We start from the raw sequence: 19,224 nt of genomic DNA, 5'->3' as shown, positions 1-19,224 counted from the left end.
CACGGCCGCCGCCGCATCCTAAATTTCCGGTGATTATTGAAAACAGAGCCTCATCTGGTCGGCCCAATCCGACTAGCAACCCGCGAAATGTTGCCATTTGCCACAGCGACAGCTATGCCATAGTAATGTAACATAATCGCGTTTTCATGAGGTGCGTGGAATTGGACGGAAAGACATCATCAGCAGTTTACTCCGAAGATGAGGGTGTTGCCGGCGAGACCGGTAGCAAGGGCGCGAGGCGCGCGCGCGTTAGCGGCATCGACCGGGCGCTTCAGGTGATCGATCACCTTTACGAGACCGGATCGCCCGCCGGCGTCTATGCTATCGCCAAGGCGGTGAAAGCGCCGCTGTCGACCGTTTACGTGATCGTCGACGACCTCGTCGAGAAGAACATGCTGACGCGCCAGGCCGACGGCTCGATCTGGCTCGGCGCGCGGCTCTACCATTACGGCCTTGCCTATGCCAGGTCGCTGGATTTCATGAGCATCGCCACCCACGAAATGCACGATCTCTGCCGCCAAGCCGGCGAAACCGTGCAGGTCTGCGGCCGCGACGGCGACTATATGCTGGTACTGGCCATGGCCGACGGCCCGAGCCATTTTCAGGTGGCGTCCCGCGTCGGCACAAGGGTGCCGCTGAACTGGACGGCCTCCGGCCGCCTGCTCGTCGGCCACCTGGCCGAGGAGGAGCGCATCGAACTGTTCAAGCGCTGCGCCCGCTCTTCACCGACCGGCCGCGCAGAAATCGATCCGGGCACGCTGTCGGAGGCCGCCGGCAAGGCCTTCGAATCGCGCCTGTCGATCCAGGCGGGGGAATCGGATTATGCGGTTGCCTGTATCGCCTCGCCGATCTGCGATCGCGACGGCCAGTGCGTTGCCACCATTTCCATCGTGCTGCCGGAACAGAAGGCATTTTCCGACGAGAACCACTATACGGCCCATGTGCGCAGTTCAGCGGAGCGGATCGAAAAGCTGATGGGCTGGCGCAACCGCTAAGCATTGCGCCCTTCCGCGGATCCTACCTGTAGGAATAGCCGTGGCTGTGGCGCACCAGCTTGCGCGCCCGCGGCACATAGCGGCTGGCGGTGAAGGCATCGGCGCCCATCACCGCATAGCGCGGCTCGAACAGCTTGTTGAGGACCGAAACGTCGCCGTTGGAATCCGTCGCCTCGAGATCGGAATCGACCAGGTCGAAAATGGTGAATTCCGCTTGCGAGCCGACCGTAAGCCGGTTCTCCATCGACAGCTTGATAACGGATGCCGGCGCATGGGTGACGGCTTCCACCACCTTGTCGAAAGGCATGCCGACGCTGAGCAGCTTCGACATCGTCGTCGCCAGGTCCCAGACCGGGAAGTTCATCGAATGGCCGTGCAGGTCGGTCGAGATCGAGAACGGCAGAAGCCCGCGCGCAATCGCCGCCTCGGCGACCTTGAAGGAGAAGGAGGCGCCGCCATGGCCGATGTCGAGACGGATGCCCTCGGAGGTGCAGCGCTCGGCGAGAGCGAAGAGGTCCTCGTCCTCCATGATGCTCGACCCGGCCTTGCCGTTGAAGCAGTGGGTGACGACGTCGCCGGGGCCGAGGATCTCCAGCACTTCATCATAGAGCGCTGGCGGCTCGCCGACATGCACCATCATGGGCACTTTCAAGATCTTGGCGATCTTCTTGCCGAGCTTGACCGGGGTGACGCCCCAGGACCCGGTGATGACATGGCTGGCGCGCACCTTGATGCCGACGATGTGCTCGCTGTTTTCGGCATAGACTTCAAGGATGCGGTCGAGATCGATGTCGCGGATATCCCGCAATTCCGCGACCCGGTTGCAGGCGACGAGACCGATCGAGCCGAGATTGAGGAAGGCCTTGATGCGTTCGCGCGAGGGCTCGATGATATATTCCCGGAAGCCATGGAAGTTCGCCTCCCCGGCCGAACCGGCATCGACCAGCGTGGTGACGCCGCGCTCGAGGCCGCATTCGGACGGACGGATGGAAATATCGGTACCGCCGTGCCAGATATGCACGTGCAGATCGACCCAGCCCGGCGAAATGAAGGCGCCCTTGCCGTCGATGCGCGTCACATCCTGCGAGACGGAAAGCGACGGACCGATCTCGGCGATCCTGCCGTCGGCATTGACGAGAATGTCGATTGCCCCCTCTGATGGACCAGAACCGAAAGCCATCGGTTTGACATTGGTGAGGAGAAGCGGCTTCTTCGCCTGGTCGCCGGACATGACATGCATTCCTTTCGAAGTCTCGGACCGGGATCGCTCCTCGGTCATCCGTCTGAAATTCCATAGTTATGCTATATAACTCTTTATAATAGAATAAAGCCGCGGATGCCGCTGTCAAGAAAAATGACGCGGCCGACACCGCTCAGAAAATGGCAGCGGCGCACTCCTTGCGAAGCGCGCCTATCTCGAAGATCCGGTAAATTCTCGTTTGTTTTCAATCTAAAAGGATTGAATAGTCGAGCCGTGCCAGGTGATCCGGATCGGCGATGGCATCGATCGCGGCGATCCTGCCATCGGCGATCGTCAGCGCCACGACGACGCGGAGCTGGCCCTGGATCTCCACGACGAATCCAAGCTCACCGCCGACGATGGCGATTTCGGCTGCCTGCGCCCGACCCTTGAAGGCTTCGGCCACGTGAGCTGCGCCGCGCATTTCGCCAATGGTGCCGAAGCGGGCGGCCGTCGCATCCGGCCGGAAGACCACGTCAGGGGCAAGCACCGCGATCAATCCCTCCAGATCGCCGTTGCGCGACGCCGTCAGAAAGGCCTCGGCGATCGTCCGCTTGCGGCCGAAATCGACATCAGGCGCTTCGTCCACCCCCTGCACCCGGCGGCGGGCGCGGCTTGCGAGCTGGCGGGTGGCGCCGGACGAACGGCCGATGATCGGCGCGATATCGTCGAAGGGCAGGTCGAACATGTCGTGCAGCACGAAAGCGACACGTTCGGCGGGCGCCAGCGTCTGCAGCACAACGAGCAGCGCCAGACCGACCGAATCGGCAAAGGCGGCTTCGCGCTCGGGATCGTTCGCCGGATCGGCGATCCCGGCATGGATAGGCGCCTCCAAGGGCTCCTCGCGCCGGGTCTTGCGGGCGCGCAGCATGTCGAGACAGATGCGCGCCACAACCGTCGTCAGCCAGCCGCCGAGATTGCCGACCCCTGTCGTATCGGTGCGGCTGAGCCGCAGCCAGGCCTCCTGAACGGCATCCTCCGCCTCGCTGCGCGAGCCGAGCATGCGAAAGGCTGCGGCCCTCAGATGCGCTCTGTTCGCCTCGAATTCTTCAGTCAGCCATTTTTTTTCGTCCATTTGTCACATTCCTCCGCTGCGTTCCGTCAAAGCCATGACGCATGAAACCCGGCTGATGTGACAGCGCCGGCGGATCGTCGAACCCGAAACGTATAAGGAGACATATCATGCAGGAGAGAATGGGAAATCCCGCCCTCGTCCTTCCCGCGGCCATGCAGGCGCTGGCGGCTCTCAGCAAGGTGCCGGCCGAAACCGGCCTTTCGCCCAAGCTGCTCGAACTCGTCAATCTGCGCGCCAGCCAGATCAACGGCTGCAGCGTCTGTGTCGACGGGCATCCGCGCATTGCAAAGAAGCTCGGCGAAACCGACGAACGGCTCTTCGCCATCGGCGCCTGGCGCGACTCGCCCTATTTCAGCGATGCCGAGCGGGCAGCCCTTGCGCTGACCGAGGCGGTGACCCGCGTCAGCGACCGCGCCGACCCGGTGCCGGATGATATCTGGGACGAAGCGACCCGGCACTATGACGGCAGGAGCCTTGCGGCACTCGTCATCGCCATCGCCAATATCAATGTCTGGAACCGGCTGAACATCGCCACCCGCCAGATCGCCGGGGCCTGGAAGCCGTAAACGGCGAGGTTGCCGGCAGCGCGTCACCCCTGCGCTGCCGGCAACCACCATCTCTAATCCACATGGCTTCAGGCCACGCGAAACAATCGGTCGTTCAGATGATGCCGCCGCCGCCGGCAGCGGATGCCGGGCGTTCGGCCGCTACCTTCTTGCGATAACCGCTGGCGCGGTAGACGGCGATCGGGTCGATCGCGCCGCCAGCCCTGCGGCGGGCTTCGGCCAGGATAGGCTCGACATCGGCGCGATAGGCGCGCTTCAGCGTTTCCGACGCCATCAGCGCGTCGTTGTCGTCCTGGTAGCCGGAGAGCGCCTTGCGGTCGACAAGCAATGCCTGCGCATAGGCGCGGCGGATTTCGTTGGCGCTGTTGATCAGGCTTTCGATCGGGTCGGTGACATTGTGCGACTGGTCGATCATATGGGCCGGGTTGAAGTCGTTGACGCCGCGCTGTTCGGCGTCAACCAGTTCGTTGAAGACGAGGAACAGCCGGTAGGGATCGATCGCGCCGGCGTCGAGATCGTCATCGCCATATTTCGAATCGTTGAAGTGGAAACCGCCGAGCTTGCCGAACTGGATCAGCCGGGCGACGATCATCTCGATATTGGTATTCGGCGCGTGGTGGCCGAGATCGACGAGGCAATAGGCCTTGGGGCCGAGCGTCTGGGCGATCAGGTAGTTGGTGCCCCAATCCTGCACGATGGTCGAATAGAAGGCCGGCTCATACATCTTGTGCTCGGAGAACAGCTTCCAATCGTCGGGCAGCGCCTTGTAGATATCCGCCATCGAGGCAAGGTAACGCTCGAAAGCCTTGGTGAAATGGCTCTGGCCGGGGAAGTTCGAGCCGTCGCCGATCCAGACCGTCAGCGCCTTGGAGCCGAGCGCCTTGCCGATCTCGATGCATTCGAGATTGTGCTCGACCGCCTGCGCCCGTGTTGCCGCATCGGTGTGGCTGAGCGAGCCGTATTTGTAGGAATGGGCCTGGCCGGGCGCATCGGAAAAGGTGTTCGAATTCATCGCATCGAAGCCGAGGCCGAGCGCGTTACCCTTGGCCTTCAATTCGCTGGCATCCGCCTTGTCCCAGGGAATATGCAGCGAGACGTTCGGGGTCGCCTGCGTCAGCTGGTTGATGACGGCGCAATCGTCAAGCTTGTCGAAGATGCCGCGCGGCTCGCCGGTGCCGGGGAAGCGGGCAAAACGCGTGCCGCCGGTGCCGACGCCCCAGGAGGGAACGGCAACGAAGAATTCCGCAACCTTCCGGGTGACCGCCTCGATATCGACGCCGCGACGGGCAAGCGTCGCGCCCAGTGCCTCGTAATCGGCCTTCAACGCGGTTGCCCGCTTGTCGTTGTCAATCGCGACCAGATCTGGCGCAATCCTGGAATCTGTCATCTATTCCTCCCTGGTCGCGAACCATAGGGGCACGGTTCGCGTTCAAACGCTTACATGTCTTCAAACGAAGGAGCTACGATGGACGTTGTCCGCATTCTTCTTGCGATCATCCTGCCGCCCCTTGGCGTATTCTTACAGGTCGGGATCGGCCTGCATTTCTGGCTCAATATATTGCTGACACTCTGCGGCTATGTGCCGGGGATCATCCACGCAATATGGGTGATCCTCCGGAAATAGCTCTATCCGTTTGCTTTACGCGCTCCGGACGCAAAACCGCTGCGCACCGTTGCTGGAATTGCTCTAGCGCGTAAAACTCTGCACGTTGCCGGCATCGACGTTGATGATGTTGCCGGTCGATTTCGCCGAAAGGTCCGAAGCGAGGAAATAGATCGCCTCGGCGATATCTTCCGGAAACACGTTGAGTTTCAGCATCGAACGCTTGCGGTAATGTTCCTCGAGATCGTCCACCTCGATCTTGGACGAGGCAGCGCGCTGCTCGCGCCATTCGCCGCTCCAGATCTTCGAACCGCGCAGGACCGCATCCGGATTGACGGTGTTGACGCGGATGCCGGCATCCGCACCTTCTAGCGCCAGGCAGCGGGCAAGATGGATTTCGGCAGCCTTCGCGGTGCAATAGGCGGACGCATTCGGCGAGGCCGCCAGACCGTTTTTCGAAGCGACGAAGATGACGTTGCCGCCGAGCGCCTGACGGCGGAACAGGCGGAAGGCTTCGCGCGAGACGAGGAAATAGCCGGTCGCGAGAATATCGATATTGCGGTTCCACGTCGTAAGCTCGGTCAATTCGATCGGCGCGGAGGAGGCAATGCCGGCATTGGAGACGAGGATATCGATGCCGCCGAATTCGACGCAGGCTTGCGCGAAGGAGGCGATCACCGCATCTTCCTTGGTGACGTCAAGCCGGACGCTGCGCACGGCGTCAGCGCCGAACTTCTTGACGAAATCGGCTTCGGTGCCTTCGAGCGCTGCCTGGTCGATATCGGCAAGCACCACGCAGGCGCCTTCGCCGACGAGGCGTGCGGCCGTCGCCCGGCCGATGCCGCCGGCGCCGCCGGTGACGAAGGCAACGCGGCCGGCAAGGCTCTTTGGCTTCGGCATGCGCTGGAGCTTGGCCTCTTCAAGCAGCCAATATTCGATATCGAAGGCTTCCTGCTCGGGCAGGCCCTGATATTCGGAGACCGTCGAGGCGCCGCGCATGACGTTGATGGCGTTGACGTAGAATTCGCTGGCAATGCGGGCCGTCGCCTTGTCGCGGGCAAAGGACAGCATGCCGACGCCGGGCACCAGGAAGATGACGGGATTGGCGTCGCGCATGGCGGGCGAATTACCATGCTTGCAGTCGTTGTAGTAGCGGGCGTAATCGGCGCGGTAGTCTTCCAGCGCCTTGTCGAGACCGGCAACGATCGCGTCGACATCCGGCCTGGCCGGGTCGAAATCGACGATCAGCGGGCGGATCTTGGTGCGCAGGAAGTGATCGGGGCAGCTGGTGCCGAGCGCGCCGAGCGGCCGCAGATCGCTGGAATTGACGAATTCGAGCACGGCGTCCTGATCGTCGAAATGACCGAGCTTGCGCTCCTGCTTGCCGATGCGGCCGCGGATCTCCGGCATCAAACGGGCGGCGATGGCGCGGCGTTCGGCGACCGGCAGGCTTTGTGCCAGCGCGCCACCGAAAATCGTCTTGCCTTCGGTCTTTTCGGCAAACCAGACGATCGCCTTGTTGATGATATCGAGCGTCAGCTCGTAGCAGGCCTTGGCATCGTTCGCCCAGGTGAAGAGGCCGTGGCTCTCGAGCACGACGCCCTTGGCATTCGGGTTTGCGGCAACGAATGCGCCGAGGTCGAGGCCGAGCTGAAAGCCCGGACGGCGCCAGGGCAGCCAGCCGATGTCATCGCCGAAGATCTGCTGCGTCAATTGCTTCGAATTCTTCGACGCGGCGATCGCGATGATCGCGTCAGGATGCATGTGGTCGACATGGGTGAAAGGCACGAAGCCGTGCAGCGGCGTGTCGATCGAGGCAGCGCGGGCGTTCAGGTTGAAGGTGCAGTGCGGCAGGAAGCCAACCATGCGGTCCTCGTCCTCGACACCCTTGTAGATGCCTTTCAGCGATTCCAGCTTGTCCTGGTAGAGCGTCGCGAAACCGTCGAGCTTGATCGTGCCGACGTCGCCGCCCGATCCCTTGACCCAGAGTACCTTCACCTTGCCGCCGGTCAGCGGATCGGTTTCCAGCACCTTCGCCGAGGTGTTGCCGCCGCCGTAATTGGTGATGCGCTTGTCGGCGCCGAGCAGATTGGAACGATAGAGCAGCTTGCCAGGCTCATCGAGGCCTGCCGCGTTAGCATCATCCCACCGGTTTTCCAGAAGCCGGACGTTCGCCGCCATGTCATCCTCCCATATGAAATCATCATCGGAACGCAAAGTTCGCGCCCCTTTTCGCAGACGGTATCGCTCATCAAAACCGAGGTTGTCAATCGAAAACGATCAAATTCGATTATTGTGCAGCGCAATATGAAAATTTATGATCGTTTTTGATTGACACATTGTCATATGTGCGAAATAAACGATCGAAGGAGGAGCCCCATGCACGAACGCGAACGCCATCGCATCATTCTGAGCGCCGTTCAGGAAAAGTCCGTCGTGACAGTTCAGGATATTTCCGAACTGACCGAGGCTTCCGAGGCGACGATCCGGCGCGACATCGCGGCTCTTCATGTTCAGGGCAAGATCCGCCGTGTGCGCGGCGGTGCCGAGGCGGTGCATCCGCCGCAGCTCGGCAATCTCGCCGGCCGCCCTTTCCGCGTTTCGGAATCGGTCAATATCGACAAGAAACGCGCAATCGCACGCCAGGCGGTCGAGCTTTGCGATCCGGGCGACGCGATCATCATCAACGGCGGCACGACTACCTTCCAGATGGTGCATTTCATGGCGGCGCACCGCCTGCAGGTGATGACCAATTCTTTCGCGATCGCCGAACATCTGGTCAAGCATTCGAAGAACACGGTGACGGTGCCGGGCGGCGCGATCTATCGCGAGCAGAGCCTGATCCTCTCCCCCTTCGACAATGACGCGATCCGCAATTTCTACGCCCGCCGCTTCTTTATCGGCGCGCAGGGCATCGGCCCGCTCGGCATCATGGAAGCCGACGCGCTGATCATCCAGAGCGAACAGAAGCTGATGCACCAGGCCGACGAATTGGTCGTCATGGCCGATTCCAGCAAGTTCCATCGCCGGTCGAGCCTCATTCTGTGCCCGCTCGAGCGTGTGTCTACGATCATCACCGATGACGGCATTCCAGAGGAAGCCGTCAGGATGATCGAGAATGCCGGCATCAGGCTCATTGTCGCGAGCCCGGCCGCCCAGGCAATCAAGGAGGATTCCTCATCGGTCGCATAAGGCGCCGGGGAGGTGTGAAGAGTGTCAATCAAGTGGGAGGATGAAAGCATGAAACTCGCAAAGAAACTCGCAATCGGCGTGGCATTTGCCGTCGCCATGATGGCCGGCACGGCCAGCGCCGCCGACATCAAGATCGGTCTCGTCGTCAAGTCGCTCGGCAACGGCTTCTTCGATGCCGCCAACAAGGGCGCGCAGGAAGCCGCCAAGGAACTCGGCGGCGTCGAGGTCATCTATACCGGTCCGACGACGACGACGGCCGAAGGCCAGATCGAAGTTATCAACTCGCTGATCGCCCAGGGCGTCAGCGCCATCGCCGTTTCGGCCAACGATCCCGACGCGCTCGTTCCGGCGCTGAAGAAGGCTGCACAGCGCGGCATCAAGGTCATCTCCTGGGATTCCGGCGTCGCGCCTGAAGGCCGTATCCTCCAGCTCAACCCGTCGTCCAACGAGCTGATCGGCAAGATGTGCCTGACGCTCGTCAAGGATCATCTCGACGGCGGCAAGGGTGACTTCGCCATCCTGTCGGCAACGACCACCTCGACCAACCAGAACATCTGGATCGACCAGATGAAGAAGCAGCTCAAGGATTTCCCGGGCCTCAACCTCGTCACCACAGTCTATGGCGACGACCTCTCGGACAAGTCCTATCGTGAAGCCGAAGGCCTCTTGAAGGCGAACCCGAACATCAAGGTCATCGTCGCTCCGACGACGGTCGGCGTTCTCGCCGCGTCCAAGGTCGTCGAAGACAAGGGTCTTGTCGGCAAGGTCTACGTCACCGGTCTCGGCCTGCCGTCCGAAATGGCCGGCGCGATCAAGTCGGGCGCGACGAAGGAATTCGCCATCTGGAACCCGATCGATCTCGGCTACTCCGCAACGCAGATCGCCTATCGCCTCGTCAAGGGCGAGACCGACGGCAAGCCGGGCAGCGAGATAGAAGTCGGCCGCATGGGCAAGATCAAGGTCGGCGACAACGGCGAAGCCGCCATGGCCGATCCCTTCGTCTACAATGCTTCGAATATCGACCAGTTCTCCAAGGTCTTCTGATCCGGAGCCGACGCATAAAAGCCCGGCGGCCTGATGGCCGCCGGGATTCTCATTCGACACTGGTAGAAGCTTGATGAACGCTGCCTTTCAACAAACCGCCACGGACAGCAAAACCGGTGATGCGCCCGCCATTCTGGAAATGCGCGGCATCTCCCAGATCTTTCCGGGCGTGAAAGCGCTCGACAATGTCAGCATCGCGCTGCATCCCGGCACGGTCACCGCGCTGATCGGCGAAAACGGCGCCGGCAAATCGACGCTCGTCAAGATCCTGACCGGCATTTACAGGCCGAACGAAGGCGAGATCCTGGTCGACGGCCAGCCGGTGACCTTTGCCAGCGCCCAGGCCGCAATCGATGCCGGCGTCACCGCCATCCATCAGGAAACCGTGCTGTTCGACGAGCTGACGGTTGCCGAGAATATCTTCCTCGGCCACGCGCCGCGCACGCGTCTGCGCACCATCGACTGGCAGGCGATGAACAGCCGCGCCAAGGCGCTGCTGACCGCGCTGGAAAGCAATATCGATCCGACGATCCGGCTGAAGGACCTCTCGATCGCGCAGCGCCACCTGGTGGCGATTGCGCGCGCGCTGTCGATCGAGGCCCGCATCGTCATCATGGACGAACCGACGGCAGCCCTTTCCCGCAAGGAGATCGATGATCTCTTCCGCATCGTCCGGGGCCTGAGGGAAAAGGGCAAGGCGATCCTCTTCATCAGCCACAAGTTCGACGAGGTCTACGAGATCGCCGATGACTTCGTCGTCTTCCGCGACGGCCGCGCCGTCGGCCAGGGCCGGCTCAAGGAAACGCCGCAGGACGAGATCGTCCGCATGATGGTCGGCCGCGACGTCGAGAATGCCTTTCCGAAGGTGGATGTCGCCATCGGCGGCCCGGTTCTCGAGATCCGCAACTACAGCCATCGCACCGAATTCCGCGACATCTCCTTCACCCTGCGCCAGGGCGAGATTCTCGGCATCTACGGCCTGATCGGCGCCGGGCGTTCGGAACTGTCCCAATCGCTCTTCGGCATCACCAGGCCGCTCTCCGGCAAGATGATGCTCGAAGGCCGCGAGATCACCATCCATTCGCCGCAGGACGCGATCCGCGCCGGCATCGTCTATGTACCGGAGGAACGCGGCCGCCACGGGCTGGCGCTGCCGATGCCGATCTTCCAGAACATGACGCTGCCTTCGCTTACCCGCACCTCGCGCCGGGGCTTCCTCAGGGCGGCAGAAGAATTCGCCCTCGCCCGCAAATATGCCGAGCGACTGGACCTACGCGCGGCCGCCCTTTCCGTCCCGGTCGGCACGCTGTCGGGCGGCAACCAGCAGAAGGTCGTCATCGGCAAATGGCTGGCGACGGCGCCGAAGGTCATCATCCTCGATGAACCCACAAAGGGCATCGACATCGGCTCGAAGGCGGCCGTGCACGGCTTCATCAGCGAACTCGCCGCCGAGGGCCTGTCGATCATCATGGTCTCGTCCGAATTGCCCGAGATCATCGGCATGTCGGACCGCGTCCTGGTGATGAAGGAGGGTCTCGCCGCCGGAATTTTCGAACGCGCCGAGCTGTCGCCGGAAGCGCTGGTGCGCGCCGCCACCGGCAATGCATGAGGCCCGCAATGCAAGGTAAGAGCATGGCAAGACTGATCAGAAAACGCGAAACCCTGCTGTTCCTCATCATCGTGGTGATGATCGCGATCTTTTCGACGCGCGCTGCCGATTTCGCAACGCCGGAGAATCTCGCCGGCATTTTCAACGATACCTCCATCCTGATCATCCTGGCGCTCGCGCAGATGACGGTCATCCTGACGAAATCGATCGACCTGTCGGTCGCCGCCAACCTCGCCTTCACCGGCATGGCGATCGCGATGATGAATGCCGCCTATCCCGACCTGCCGCTCGTCGTGCTGATCCTTGCCGCGATCGTCATCGGCGCCTGCCTTGGCGCCATCAACGGCTTTCTCGTCTGGGCGCTCGAAATCCCACCGATCGTCGTCACACTCGGCACGCTGACCATCTATCGCGGCATGGCCTTCGTGCTCTCGGGCGGAGCGTGGGTCAATGCCCACCAGATGACGCCGGTCTTCCTGTCGGTGCCGCGCACGCCGATCCTCGGCCTGCCGGTTCTCGGCTGGGTGGGCATCGTCATCGTGCTTCTGATGTATGTTCTGCTCAGATACACCCAGTTCGGCCGCTCGGCCTATGCGACCGGCGGCAATCCAACCGCGGCCGTCTATGCCGGCATCGATACGGGCTGGACGAAATTCCTGGCCTTCGTTCTGTCGGGCGCGCTCGCCGGCCTTGCGAGCTATCTCTGGGTGTCGCGTTATGCTGTTGCCTATGTCGATATCGCCAACGGCTTCGAACTCGACAGCGTTGCGGCCTGCGTCATCGGCGGCATTTCGATTGCCGGCGGCGTCGGCTCGGTCGCCGGCACCGTGCTCGGCGCGCTCTTCCTCGGCGTCATCAAGAATGCGCTGCCGGTGATCGGTATTTCACCCTTCACGCAGATGGCGATCTCCGGAACCGTCATCATTCTCGCTGTCGCCTTCAACGCCAGGCGCGAGCGCAACCGCGGCCGCATCATCCTGCGCGATCGCGCCGCAGCCGAGATCAGAACGGAGGCCGCAGCATGAGCACCGTGTCCACACACGAAAAGCGGGTCATCCCCGACCGCCTCGGCACACCCTTTCGTCGCATTATCGCGAGCTGGGAAGTGCTGCTCTTTGCCGTCGCCGTCCTGATCTTCATCTTCAATTCGCTGGCTTCGCCCTATTTCCTCGATGCCTGGAACCTCTCGGACGCCACCTTCAACTTCACGGAAAAGGCGATGATCGCCTTCGCCATGGCGCTGCTCGTCATATCGGGCGAGATCGACCTCTCGGTGGCTGCGATCATCGCGCTCGCCTCGACGGCGATGGGCGCGGCAGCGCAGGCCGGCATCGGCACACCGGGCCTGGTCGCGATCGGCATCGGCACCGGCCTTGCCTGCGGCACCTTCAACGGCGTCCTGGTCTCGGTGCTGAAATTGCCGTCGATCGTCGTCACCATCGGCACGATGAGCCTTTTCCGTGGCATCTCCTATATCGTGCTCGGCGATCAGGCCTACGGCAAATACCCTGCGGATTTCGCCTATTTCGGCCAAGGTTATGTCGTCTGGGTGTTCTCCTTCGAATTCGTGCTGTTCATCGTGCTGGCGATCCTCTTCGCCATCCTGCTGCACGCGACGAATTTCGGCCGGCAGGTCTATGCGATCGGCAACAACGACTTCGCCGCCCGCTTCTCCGGCATTCCGGTCGAACGCGTCAAATTCATCCTCTTCCTGCTGACCGGCGTCATGAGCGGCGTTGCCGCCGTCTGCCTGACCTCACGCCTCGGCTCGACCCGGCCGTCGATCGCGCAAGGCTGGGAACTCGAGGTCGTCACCATGGTCGTGCTCGGCGGCATCTCGATCCTCGGCGGTTCCGGCACCATCGTCGGCGTCGTCATCGCCGCCTTCGTCATGGGCCTCGTCACCTTCGGCCTCGGCCTGCTGAACGTGCCCGGTATCGTCATGTCGATCTTCATCGGCCTGCTTCTCATCATCACCATCGCCATCCCGATCATCGCCCGCCGCATCAAGGTCATGAGCTCCCGATGACTTTAGAAAAACACGCCTTTAAAATGCAGCTCAATCCCGGCATGGAAGCCGAATACCGCAGGCGTCATGACGAGATCTGGCCGGAACTGGTCGATCTTCTGCACAAGTCAGGCGCCAGCGACTATTCCATCCATCTCGACCGCGAGACCAACACGCTGTTCGGCGTGTTGACGCGGCCGGCCGACCACACGATGGCGAGCCTGCCGGAGCATCCGGTCGTGAAAAAATGGTGGGCTTATATGGCCGATATCATGGCGACCAATCCCGATAATTCACCGGTCCAGAGCGACCTGGTCACCGTCTTCCATATGCCATGAACGCCACCTCCTATCGCCGCATCGCCGTCCTCGACATCGGCAAGACCAATGCCAAGGTCGTCGTCCTCGACAGCGAGACCGGCGCCGAGATCGCCGTGTTGAAACGGCCGAATATCGCGATCAAAACCGGTCTCTATCCGCATTACGACGTAGAGGCTCTCTGGTCCTTTGCGCTCGATGCGCTGAAGAGCCTTGCGCGCGAGCCCGGCTTCGACGCCATTTCGATTACCACCCATGGCGCCTCCGCAGCACTCCTTGCCCGGGACGGCACGCTTGCCATGCCTGTCATCGACTACGAACACGAATATCCTCAGGAAATCCGCGACGCCTATACGGCACTCCGCCCCTCCTTCGACGAAACCTTCTCGCCGCGCCTGGCGATGGGTCTCAATGTCGGCGCCCAGCTGCACTACCAGAAGACCGTCTTTCCCGAGGAATTCGCCGCGGTGGCGACCATCCTCACCTATGCGCAATATTGGACGGGGCGGCTGACCGGTGTTGCCGCCAATGAGCTGACCTCGCTCGGCTGCCATACCGACCTCTGGAACCCGAGGGCCGGTAGTTATTCCTCGCTCGTCGACAGGCTCGCCATCCGCGACCTCATGGCGCCGATCCGCTCCGCCTTCGATGCCCTCGGCCCGGTCCTGCCCGACATCGCCGCGGAGCTCGGCCTCACGTCCCCCGTGCCGGTCTATTGCGGCATTCACGATTCCAACGCGTCGCTGCTGCCGCATCTGGTTCATCGGGCCGCACCCTTCGCCGTCGTCTCCACCGGCACATGGGTCATCAATTTCGGCGTCGGCGGCGATCTCGATCATCTCGATCCGAAACGCGATGCGCTCGCCAATGTCGATGCCTATGGCCGTGCCGTCCCCTCTTCCCGTTTCATGGGTGGGCGGGAATTCGAGATCCTGTCGGCCGAAATCGGTCCTGTCGACGAAAAAGCCGCTCAGGCGGCAATCGGCCCGGTTATCGGCAAGGGCACGATGCTCCTGCCGAATATCGCCCCCGGTTCCGGGCCCTTTCCGGGAAAGACAAGCCGTTGGATCGGTGCCGAAGAGGCCAGCCGCGAGGAGCGCTCTGCCGCTGCCTGTCTCTATCTCGCTTTGATGACCGATGCCTGCCTCGGACTGGTCGGCGCCAAAGGCTCTATTATCGTCGAAGGGCCTTTTGCGCTGAATGGGACCTATCTCAAGCTGCTTGCCGCCCTGACCGGTCGCGAGGTCATGGCCCTTCCCGGTTCGACCGGCACCAGCCAGGGGGCGGCGCTTCTCACCGGCATCCGGCCGGTCTCGGGTGCCGAGACGCATGTTCCGCCGACCAATATTCCCGGACTGACCGCCTATCGGACCCGCTGGTACGCGGCGATGGAATAGGAGTCTTTCCAAAAGCGGCCTTGTTCGTCCCTGCCTTCTCGCTAGTGTGGCACCTCGAAAATCATGTCGAGGAGATAGCATGACAGAGACATTCGATCCGCGCGCTCTTGCCACCCGGCTTCACAGCCTGCGCCAGACCGGCCGGCAGGAGGCAACGGACAGTTTCGCGCTGCCAGCCGATCTCCATCAGGCGATGGAGGCGCAGAATTTGCTCACTGCTGCAGACGGTATTTCCAGCAATGCCTGGAAGGTGACGGTCTCGCCGCAGGGCCAGGCGGTCACCGCTCCGCTGTATCCCTATGCCGAAGCCGTTTCGGGCGCCGCCATTCCGTGGTATCCGGGCCTGAAATTCGAGACCGAGATCGCCGTCCGCCTCGGCAGCGACCTCCCGGTCCGCGCGGGCATTCCCTACAGTCGCACTGAGGTGGTCGAGGCGATTTCCGCTGTCTACCTCGGCGCCGAGCTGCTGGTCAGCGCCGTGAGGGAAAGCGGCAGCGTTTCCTTTCTGCTGTTCGTCGCCGACCGCCTCGGCAATAGCGGCTACGTGCTCGGCCCGGAGGTCGAAAAAAGCGTCGTCGATACCGCCGCCGGCACGCCGCTCAAGGTCACCCATGCCGGCCGTAAGATCTATGATGGTCCAGCACAGCATCCGAAAGGCGACGTTCTCACCTGGCTCGTCGATTACGCCAATGACGGCTTGCGCCCCGGGACATCGCTGAAGGCAGGCGCGCTCATCACCACAGGCACGTTGAGCGGCGCAATCGAACTGACCGAACCCGGCGAGATCGACATCCTGCTCGGCGACATCAGGCTCAGCTTCTCGGTGTCGAAGGCTTGATTTGACCCTAGTTTTCCCCGGTTTGGTGCCGGATTTGGCAATTGCCATCCGGTTCCGCCTGCGCTAATAAACTTGAGTACAAATTGAAGGTTTACTTTCGGCGCATGGCCGGAGGCGGAAGTGGAAATGACGTTTCAACCGCGGATGCAGAACAAGATCCAGGGCTTTTCCGTCATCGGCGGCGTGCATCGCCGCCTGTGGAACGGCATCGTCGCCGATGTCTGGGACGTGGAATGCGCCTCCTATGCCGGCGGCTATTACGTCTCGCGCGATCCGCGGCTGTTCATCATGCTCGATAAGCGGGGACCGGGCAATTCGCGTATCAAGCTCTCGCCGAAGGCGCAGGGCACCGTCCAGGACACGGAGAAACGGCCGATCTCCTATGTGCCGGCCGGCATGGAAGTCTGGGCCGATCTGACCGACGTGCATTCGGTGCGCCACCTCGACATCCATTTCGACACCGAGACCGTCAGCCGCCGGCTGATGGAGGATATCGATCCGCGCCGTCTGGAAAGTCCGCAGCTTCTGTTTTCCGATGAGCGGGTGCTGTCGCTCGCACAGCTGGTCGCCGCCGAATGCCTCAATCCGGAGCCGCTGCACGATCTCTATGGCGACGGCCTGGCATTGGCGCTGATCATCGATGTCCTGAAGATTGCCAAGGCGATGCCGCGCAAACGCAGCAAGTTGGCCTCCTGGCAGCTTCGCCGCGCCACCGAATTCATCGAGGAACACTGCCTGCGCAATATCCGCCTCGAGGAACTCGCCGGCCTGACCGGCCTGTCGCAATCGCATTTCAGCCATGCGTTCAAGGCCTCGACCGGCATCGCTCCGCATCAATGGCAGACCAATGCCCGGCTCGACAGGGCCAAGCGGCTGCTTGTCGAAAGCGAAAATGCGTTGACCGCAATCGCCGCCGAAACCGGCTTTGCCGATCAGGCGCATTTTACCCGCGTCTTCCGCAAGCATGTCGGCATCACGCCGGCGAGCTGGAAGAAGGCACAAGTTGCCTGATTGCAACGCTTGGCGGGCAATTGTTTGCAACGCGGAGAATTACCCAAAAACGTTCAATTTTCCCCGATCGCGACAATCCACCCCGGTAAAACTGAGTTAATCACTCATCTTATTCAGGGCTTCGCCGCACGCGGTATCGCGCGGCACGAGTGGGGTATAGGACATATGCGCGGGCAGACCAGGGGTCTCAATTTCAAGGTAATTCTATTGGCAGGAGTGGCGATCGCCGGCCTGATCGCGGGCTCCGCCGCGGCACAGGAAGCGAATTCGACTGAGCTCGCGCCGATCGTCATCCAGGGCGGCGGCGACACCGCCACCAGTCCGGTCAAGGGCTATGTCGCCAAGAACTCCTCCGCCGGCTCGAAGAGCGACACCCCGCTCAACGAAATCCCGCAATCCGTCTCCGTCATCGGCACCCGTGAAATGGACGATCGCGGCATTACCAACAAGATCGACGAGGCGCTGCTTTATACGCCTGGCGTCACGTCGCAGCCCTTTGGCAACGACGGCGATACCGACTGGTTCTATATCCGCGGCTTCGACGCGACGCAGACCGGCGTCTTCTTCGATAATCTGACGCTGTTCAGCTATGGCTTCGGCGGCTTCCAGCTCGATCCCTTCATGCTGGAGCGCGTCGAGGTGCTGAAGGGTCCGGCCTCCGTGCTTTACGGCGGCGCAAACCCAGGCGGCATCGTCAATATCGTCCGCAAGCGCCCGCTCGACGAGCCGCTGTTCTATACCGAGATCGGCATCAACAGCAACGGCAACGCCTTCACCGGCTTCGATGTCTCCGACAAGGTCGGCTCCAGCGGAGCGATGAGCTATCGCATCACCGGCAAGGTTGCCGGCGGCGACAATTATTCGGATTTTTCCGAGGATCTGCGCGGCTTCATCATGCCGCAGCTCACCATTTCGCCGGATGACAGCACGAGCCTCACGGTCTGGGGTTACCTCGCCGGGCTCGACCAGGTGCATACCGGCAACGGCTTCTTCCCCTATGTCGGCACCGTCGAGGATGCGCCTTTCGGCAAGATCGACCGCGACGCCTTCTATGGCGAGCCCGATATCGACAACGGCAGCTATGTGCAGAAGATGATCGGTTACGAATTCGAGCATGAATTCGACAATGGCATCAAGTTCTCGCAGAATGCGCGCTACGGCCATCTCGACAAGCATGAGATCGGCCCCTACCTGAACGGCTGGGTCGGCGGCGTGCCGACGGGTCCGGACTACCAGCTGGCGCGCATCGGTTTCGAAGGCCGCTCGGGGGTCGATAGCTTCTCGATCGACAACCGGCTCGAAGGCGAGACCGAAATCGGCGGCGCCACGCATAATCTTCTCGTCGGGCTCGACTACACCTATTATCGCCTGGAAAATTGGCAGTCCTGCTGCGGCTCCAATTCGATCAGCGCAACCGATCCCACCTATGGCACGACACAGGGCGCCAATTTCGTCTATGCGGACGGCGTCGTCACCAAGAACCAGATCGGCGTCTACGCCCAGGATCGGATCCATTTCGGCGATGGCTGGCTACTGACGCTCAACGGCCGCTACGACTATGTCGATATCGACCAGGACGCCGTAATCGGCACGACCTACAGCACCAACGACAGCGCGCTCAGCGGCCGCATCGGCCTTGCCTATGAGTTCGACAACGGCCTGACGCCCTATGTCAGCGCCGCGACTTTCTTCAACCCGCTTGTCGGCACCGGTGTTTCCGGCGCGTTGAAGCCGGAAGAGGGCGAGCAGTTCGAAGGCGGCATCAAGTATGAGCCGGCCTTCATCGACGGCTCGCTGACCGCTTCGGTCTTCCACATCACCAAGCGCAACAACACGGTGACCAATCCGCTGACCTTCGCCCAGAGCCAGCTCGGCGAAGTGGTTTCGCGCGGCGCCGAACTCGAAGGCAAGGTCAATATCAACGAGAACTGGAAGGTTCTCGCATCGCTCGCCTATACCGACATGGAGGTGATGGAGAACGACGCCAATCCGGCGCTGGTCGGCAATTCACCCTATATCGTCCCGAAGGTGACCGCCTCTCTCTGGGTCGACTATACGCTGACGACAGGGGCTTTCGAGGGCATGAGCTTTGGCGCCGGCGTCCGCCATCAGGGCTGGTCCTGGGCCGACGAGGCCAATACCGAGAAGGTGCCGGCCGCCACCCTCGTCGACGCTGCGATCCGCTACGAGAAGGAAAACTGGGGCGCCTCGCTCAACGTCGCGAACCTCTTTGACAAGGAATATGTCAAGGGTTGCGGCGGGCTGACCGTCTGCGGTTACGGCGATGCCCGCACCGTCACCTTCAAGCTCAGCAGGAAGTGGTAAGTTG

General features: G+C 61.9%; 17 protein-coding genes. 13 read left to right on the top strand and 4 right to left on the bottom strand.

What is annotated here, in order from left to right; translation table 11 throughout:
- The first annotated feature begins 146 nt into the window (after positions 1–146).
- Positions 147–995, top strand: coding sequence for an IclR family transcriptional regulator (locus tag GR198_RS01705; protein WP_029874912.1), 849 nt, complete (start codon positions 147–149; stop codon positions 993–995).
- A 22-nt stretch (positions 996–1,017) separates the two neighbouring features.
- Here the strand turns inward: GR198_RS01705 and GR198_RS01700 are convergent, their stop codons facing one another.
- Entirely contained in the window at positions 1,018–2,226 is a 1,209-nt protein-coding gene (locus tag GR198_RS01700; RefSeq protein ID WP_032984695.1) for an amidohydrolase/deacetylase family metallohydrolase, read from the bottom strand.
- Positions 2,227–2,440: 214 nt separating this feature from the next.
- Positions 2,441–3,310: a sigma-70 family RNA polymerase sigma factor gene (locus tag GR198_RS01695; protein WP_029874914.1), complete on the bottom strand. Its 870-nt coding sequence runs from the start codon at positions 3,308–3,310 to the stop codon at positions 2,441–2,443.
- 107 nt (positions 3,311–3,417) lie between these two features.
- On the opposite strand from GR198_RS01695, the gene GR198_RS01690 reads away from it, so the two are divergent.
- On the top strand, positions 3,418–3,876 hold the full coding sequence (locus tag GR198_RS01690; RefSeq protein WP_003547836.1) for a carboxymuconolactone decarboxylase family protein: 459 nt from the start codon (positions 3,418–3,420) through the stop codon (positions 3,874–3,876).
- 94 nt (positions 3,877–3,970) lie between these two features.
- Here the strand turns inward: GR198_RS01690 and rhaI are convergent, their stop codons facing one another.
- A complete protein-coding gene (gene rhaI / locus GR198_RS01685; RefSeq protein ID WP_029874915.1) occupies positions 3,971–5,263 on the bottom strand; it encodes an L-rhamnose catabolism isomerase in 1,293 nt (430 codons plus the stop codon).
- Between the two features lie 78 nt (positions 5,264–5,341).
- Between rhaI and GR198_RS01680 the strand changes: the two genes are divergently transcribed.
- The gene (locus GR198_RS01680) at positions 5,342–5,500 is read left to right on the top strand and encodes a YqaE/Pmp3 family membrane protein (protein ID WP_003547831.1); all 159 of its coding nucleotides are present in this window, start codon (positions 5,342–5,344) and stop codon (positions 5,498–5,500) included.
- 63 nt (positions 5,501–5,563) lie between these two features.
- Here GR198_RS01680 and GR198_RS01675 read toward each other — a convergent pair whose 3' ends face one another.
- Positions 5,564–7,660, bottom strand: coding sequence for a bifunctional rhamnulose-1-phosphate aldolase/short-chain dehydrogenase (locus GR198_RS01675; RefSeq protein ID WP_029874916.1), 2,097 nt, complete (start codon positions 7,658–7,660; stop codon positions 5,564–5,566).
- Between the two features lie 198 nt (positions 7,661–7,858).
- On the opposite strand from GR198_RS01675, the gene GR198_RS01670 reads away from it, so the two are divergent.
- The 10 genes from GR198_RS01670 to GR198_RS01625 all read left to right on the top strand — a co-directional run bounded on the left by GR198_RS01670 (position 7,859) and on the right by GR198_RS01625 (position 19,220).
- Positions 7,859–8,671 (top strand): DeoR/GlpR family DNA-binding transcription regulator, encoded by an 813-nt coding sequence (locus tag GR198_RS01670; protein ID WP_003547829.1) that lies wholly within the window; start codon positions 7,859–7,861, stop codon positions 8,669–8,671.
- Positions 8,672–8,719: 48 nt separating this feature from the next.
- Entirely contained in the window at positions 8,720–9,715 is a 996-nt protein-coding gene (gene rhaS, locus GR198_RS01665; protein ID WP_003553864.1) for a rhamnose ABC transporter substrate-binding protein, read from the top strand.
- Between the two features lie 73 nt (positions 9,716–9,788).
- Positions 9,789–11,324, top strand: a complete 1,536-nt coding sequence (locus GR198_RS01660) for a sugar ABC transporter ATP-binding protein (protein WP_029874917.1) — start codon at positions 9,789–9,791, stop codon at positions 11,322–11,324.
- Between the two features lie 23 nt (positions 11,325–11,347).
- Entirely contained in the window at positions 11,348–12,349 is a 1,002-nt protein-coding gene (locus tag GR198_RS01655) for an ABC transporter permease (RefSeq protein WP_003553868.1), read from the top strand.
- The gene (locus tag GR198_RS01650; RefSeq protein ID WP_027665616.1) at positions 12,346–13,353 is read left to right on the top strand and encodes an ABC transporter permease; all 1,008 of its coding nucleotides are present in this window, start codon (positions 12,346–12,348) and stop codon (positions 13,351–13,353) included. Before GR198_RS01655 ends, GR198_RS01650 begins: the two co-directional genes overlap by 4 nt.
- Positions 13,350–13,670 carry an L-rhamnose mutarotase gene (gene rhaM, locus GR198_RS01645; RefSeq protein WP_003547822.1) on the top strand — a complete coding sequence of 107 codons (321 nt, stop codon included), beginning with the start codon at positions 13,350–13,352 and terminating at the stop codon, positions 13,668–13,670. The genes GR198_RS01650 and rhaM overlap by 4 nt, the downstream gene beginning before the upstream one ends.
- Entirely contained in the window at positions 13,667–15,046 is a 1,380-nt protein-coding gene (locus tag GR198_RS01640; RefSeq protein ID WP_029874918.1) for an FGGY-family carbohydrate kinase, read from the top strand. The genes rhaM and GR198_RS01640 overlap by 4 nt, the downstream gene beginning before the upstream one ends.
- A 79-nt stretch (positions 15,047–15,125) precedes the next feature.
- Positions 15,126–15,884: a fumarylacetoacetate hydrolase family protein gene (locus GR198_RS01635; protein WP_029874919.1), complete on the top strand. Its 759-nt coding sequence runs from the start codon at positions 15,126–15,128 to the stop codon at positions 15,882–15,884.
- 126 nt (positions 15,885–16,010) lie between these two features.
- On the top strand, positions 16,011–16,895 hold the full coding sequence (locus GR198_RS01630; RefSeq protein ID WP_029874920.1) for a helix-turn-helix domain-containing protein: 885 nt from the start codon (positions 16,011–16,013) through the stop codon (positions 16,893–16,895).
- Positions 16,896–17,060: 165 nt separating this feature from the next.
- Positions 17,061–19,220, top strand: coding sequence for a TonB-dependent siderophore receptor (locus tag GR198_RS01625; RefSeq protein WP_029874921.1), 2,160 nt, complete (start codon positions 17,061–17,063; stop codon positions 19,218–19,220).
- Positions 19,221–19,224 lie beyond the last annotated feature (4 nt).

It is taken from the genome of Rhizobium leguminosarum, assembly GCF_010668065.1.
Classification (GTDB): Bacteria; Pseudomonadota; Alphaproteobacteria; order Rhizobiales; family Rhizobiaceae; genus Rhizobium; species Rhizobium leguminosarum_S.
This window is presented reverse-complemented; position numbering and strand designations above follow the sequence as displayed.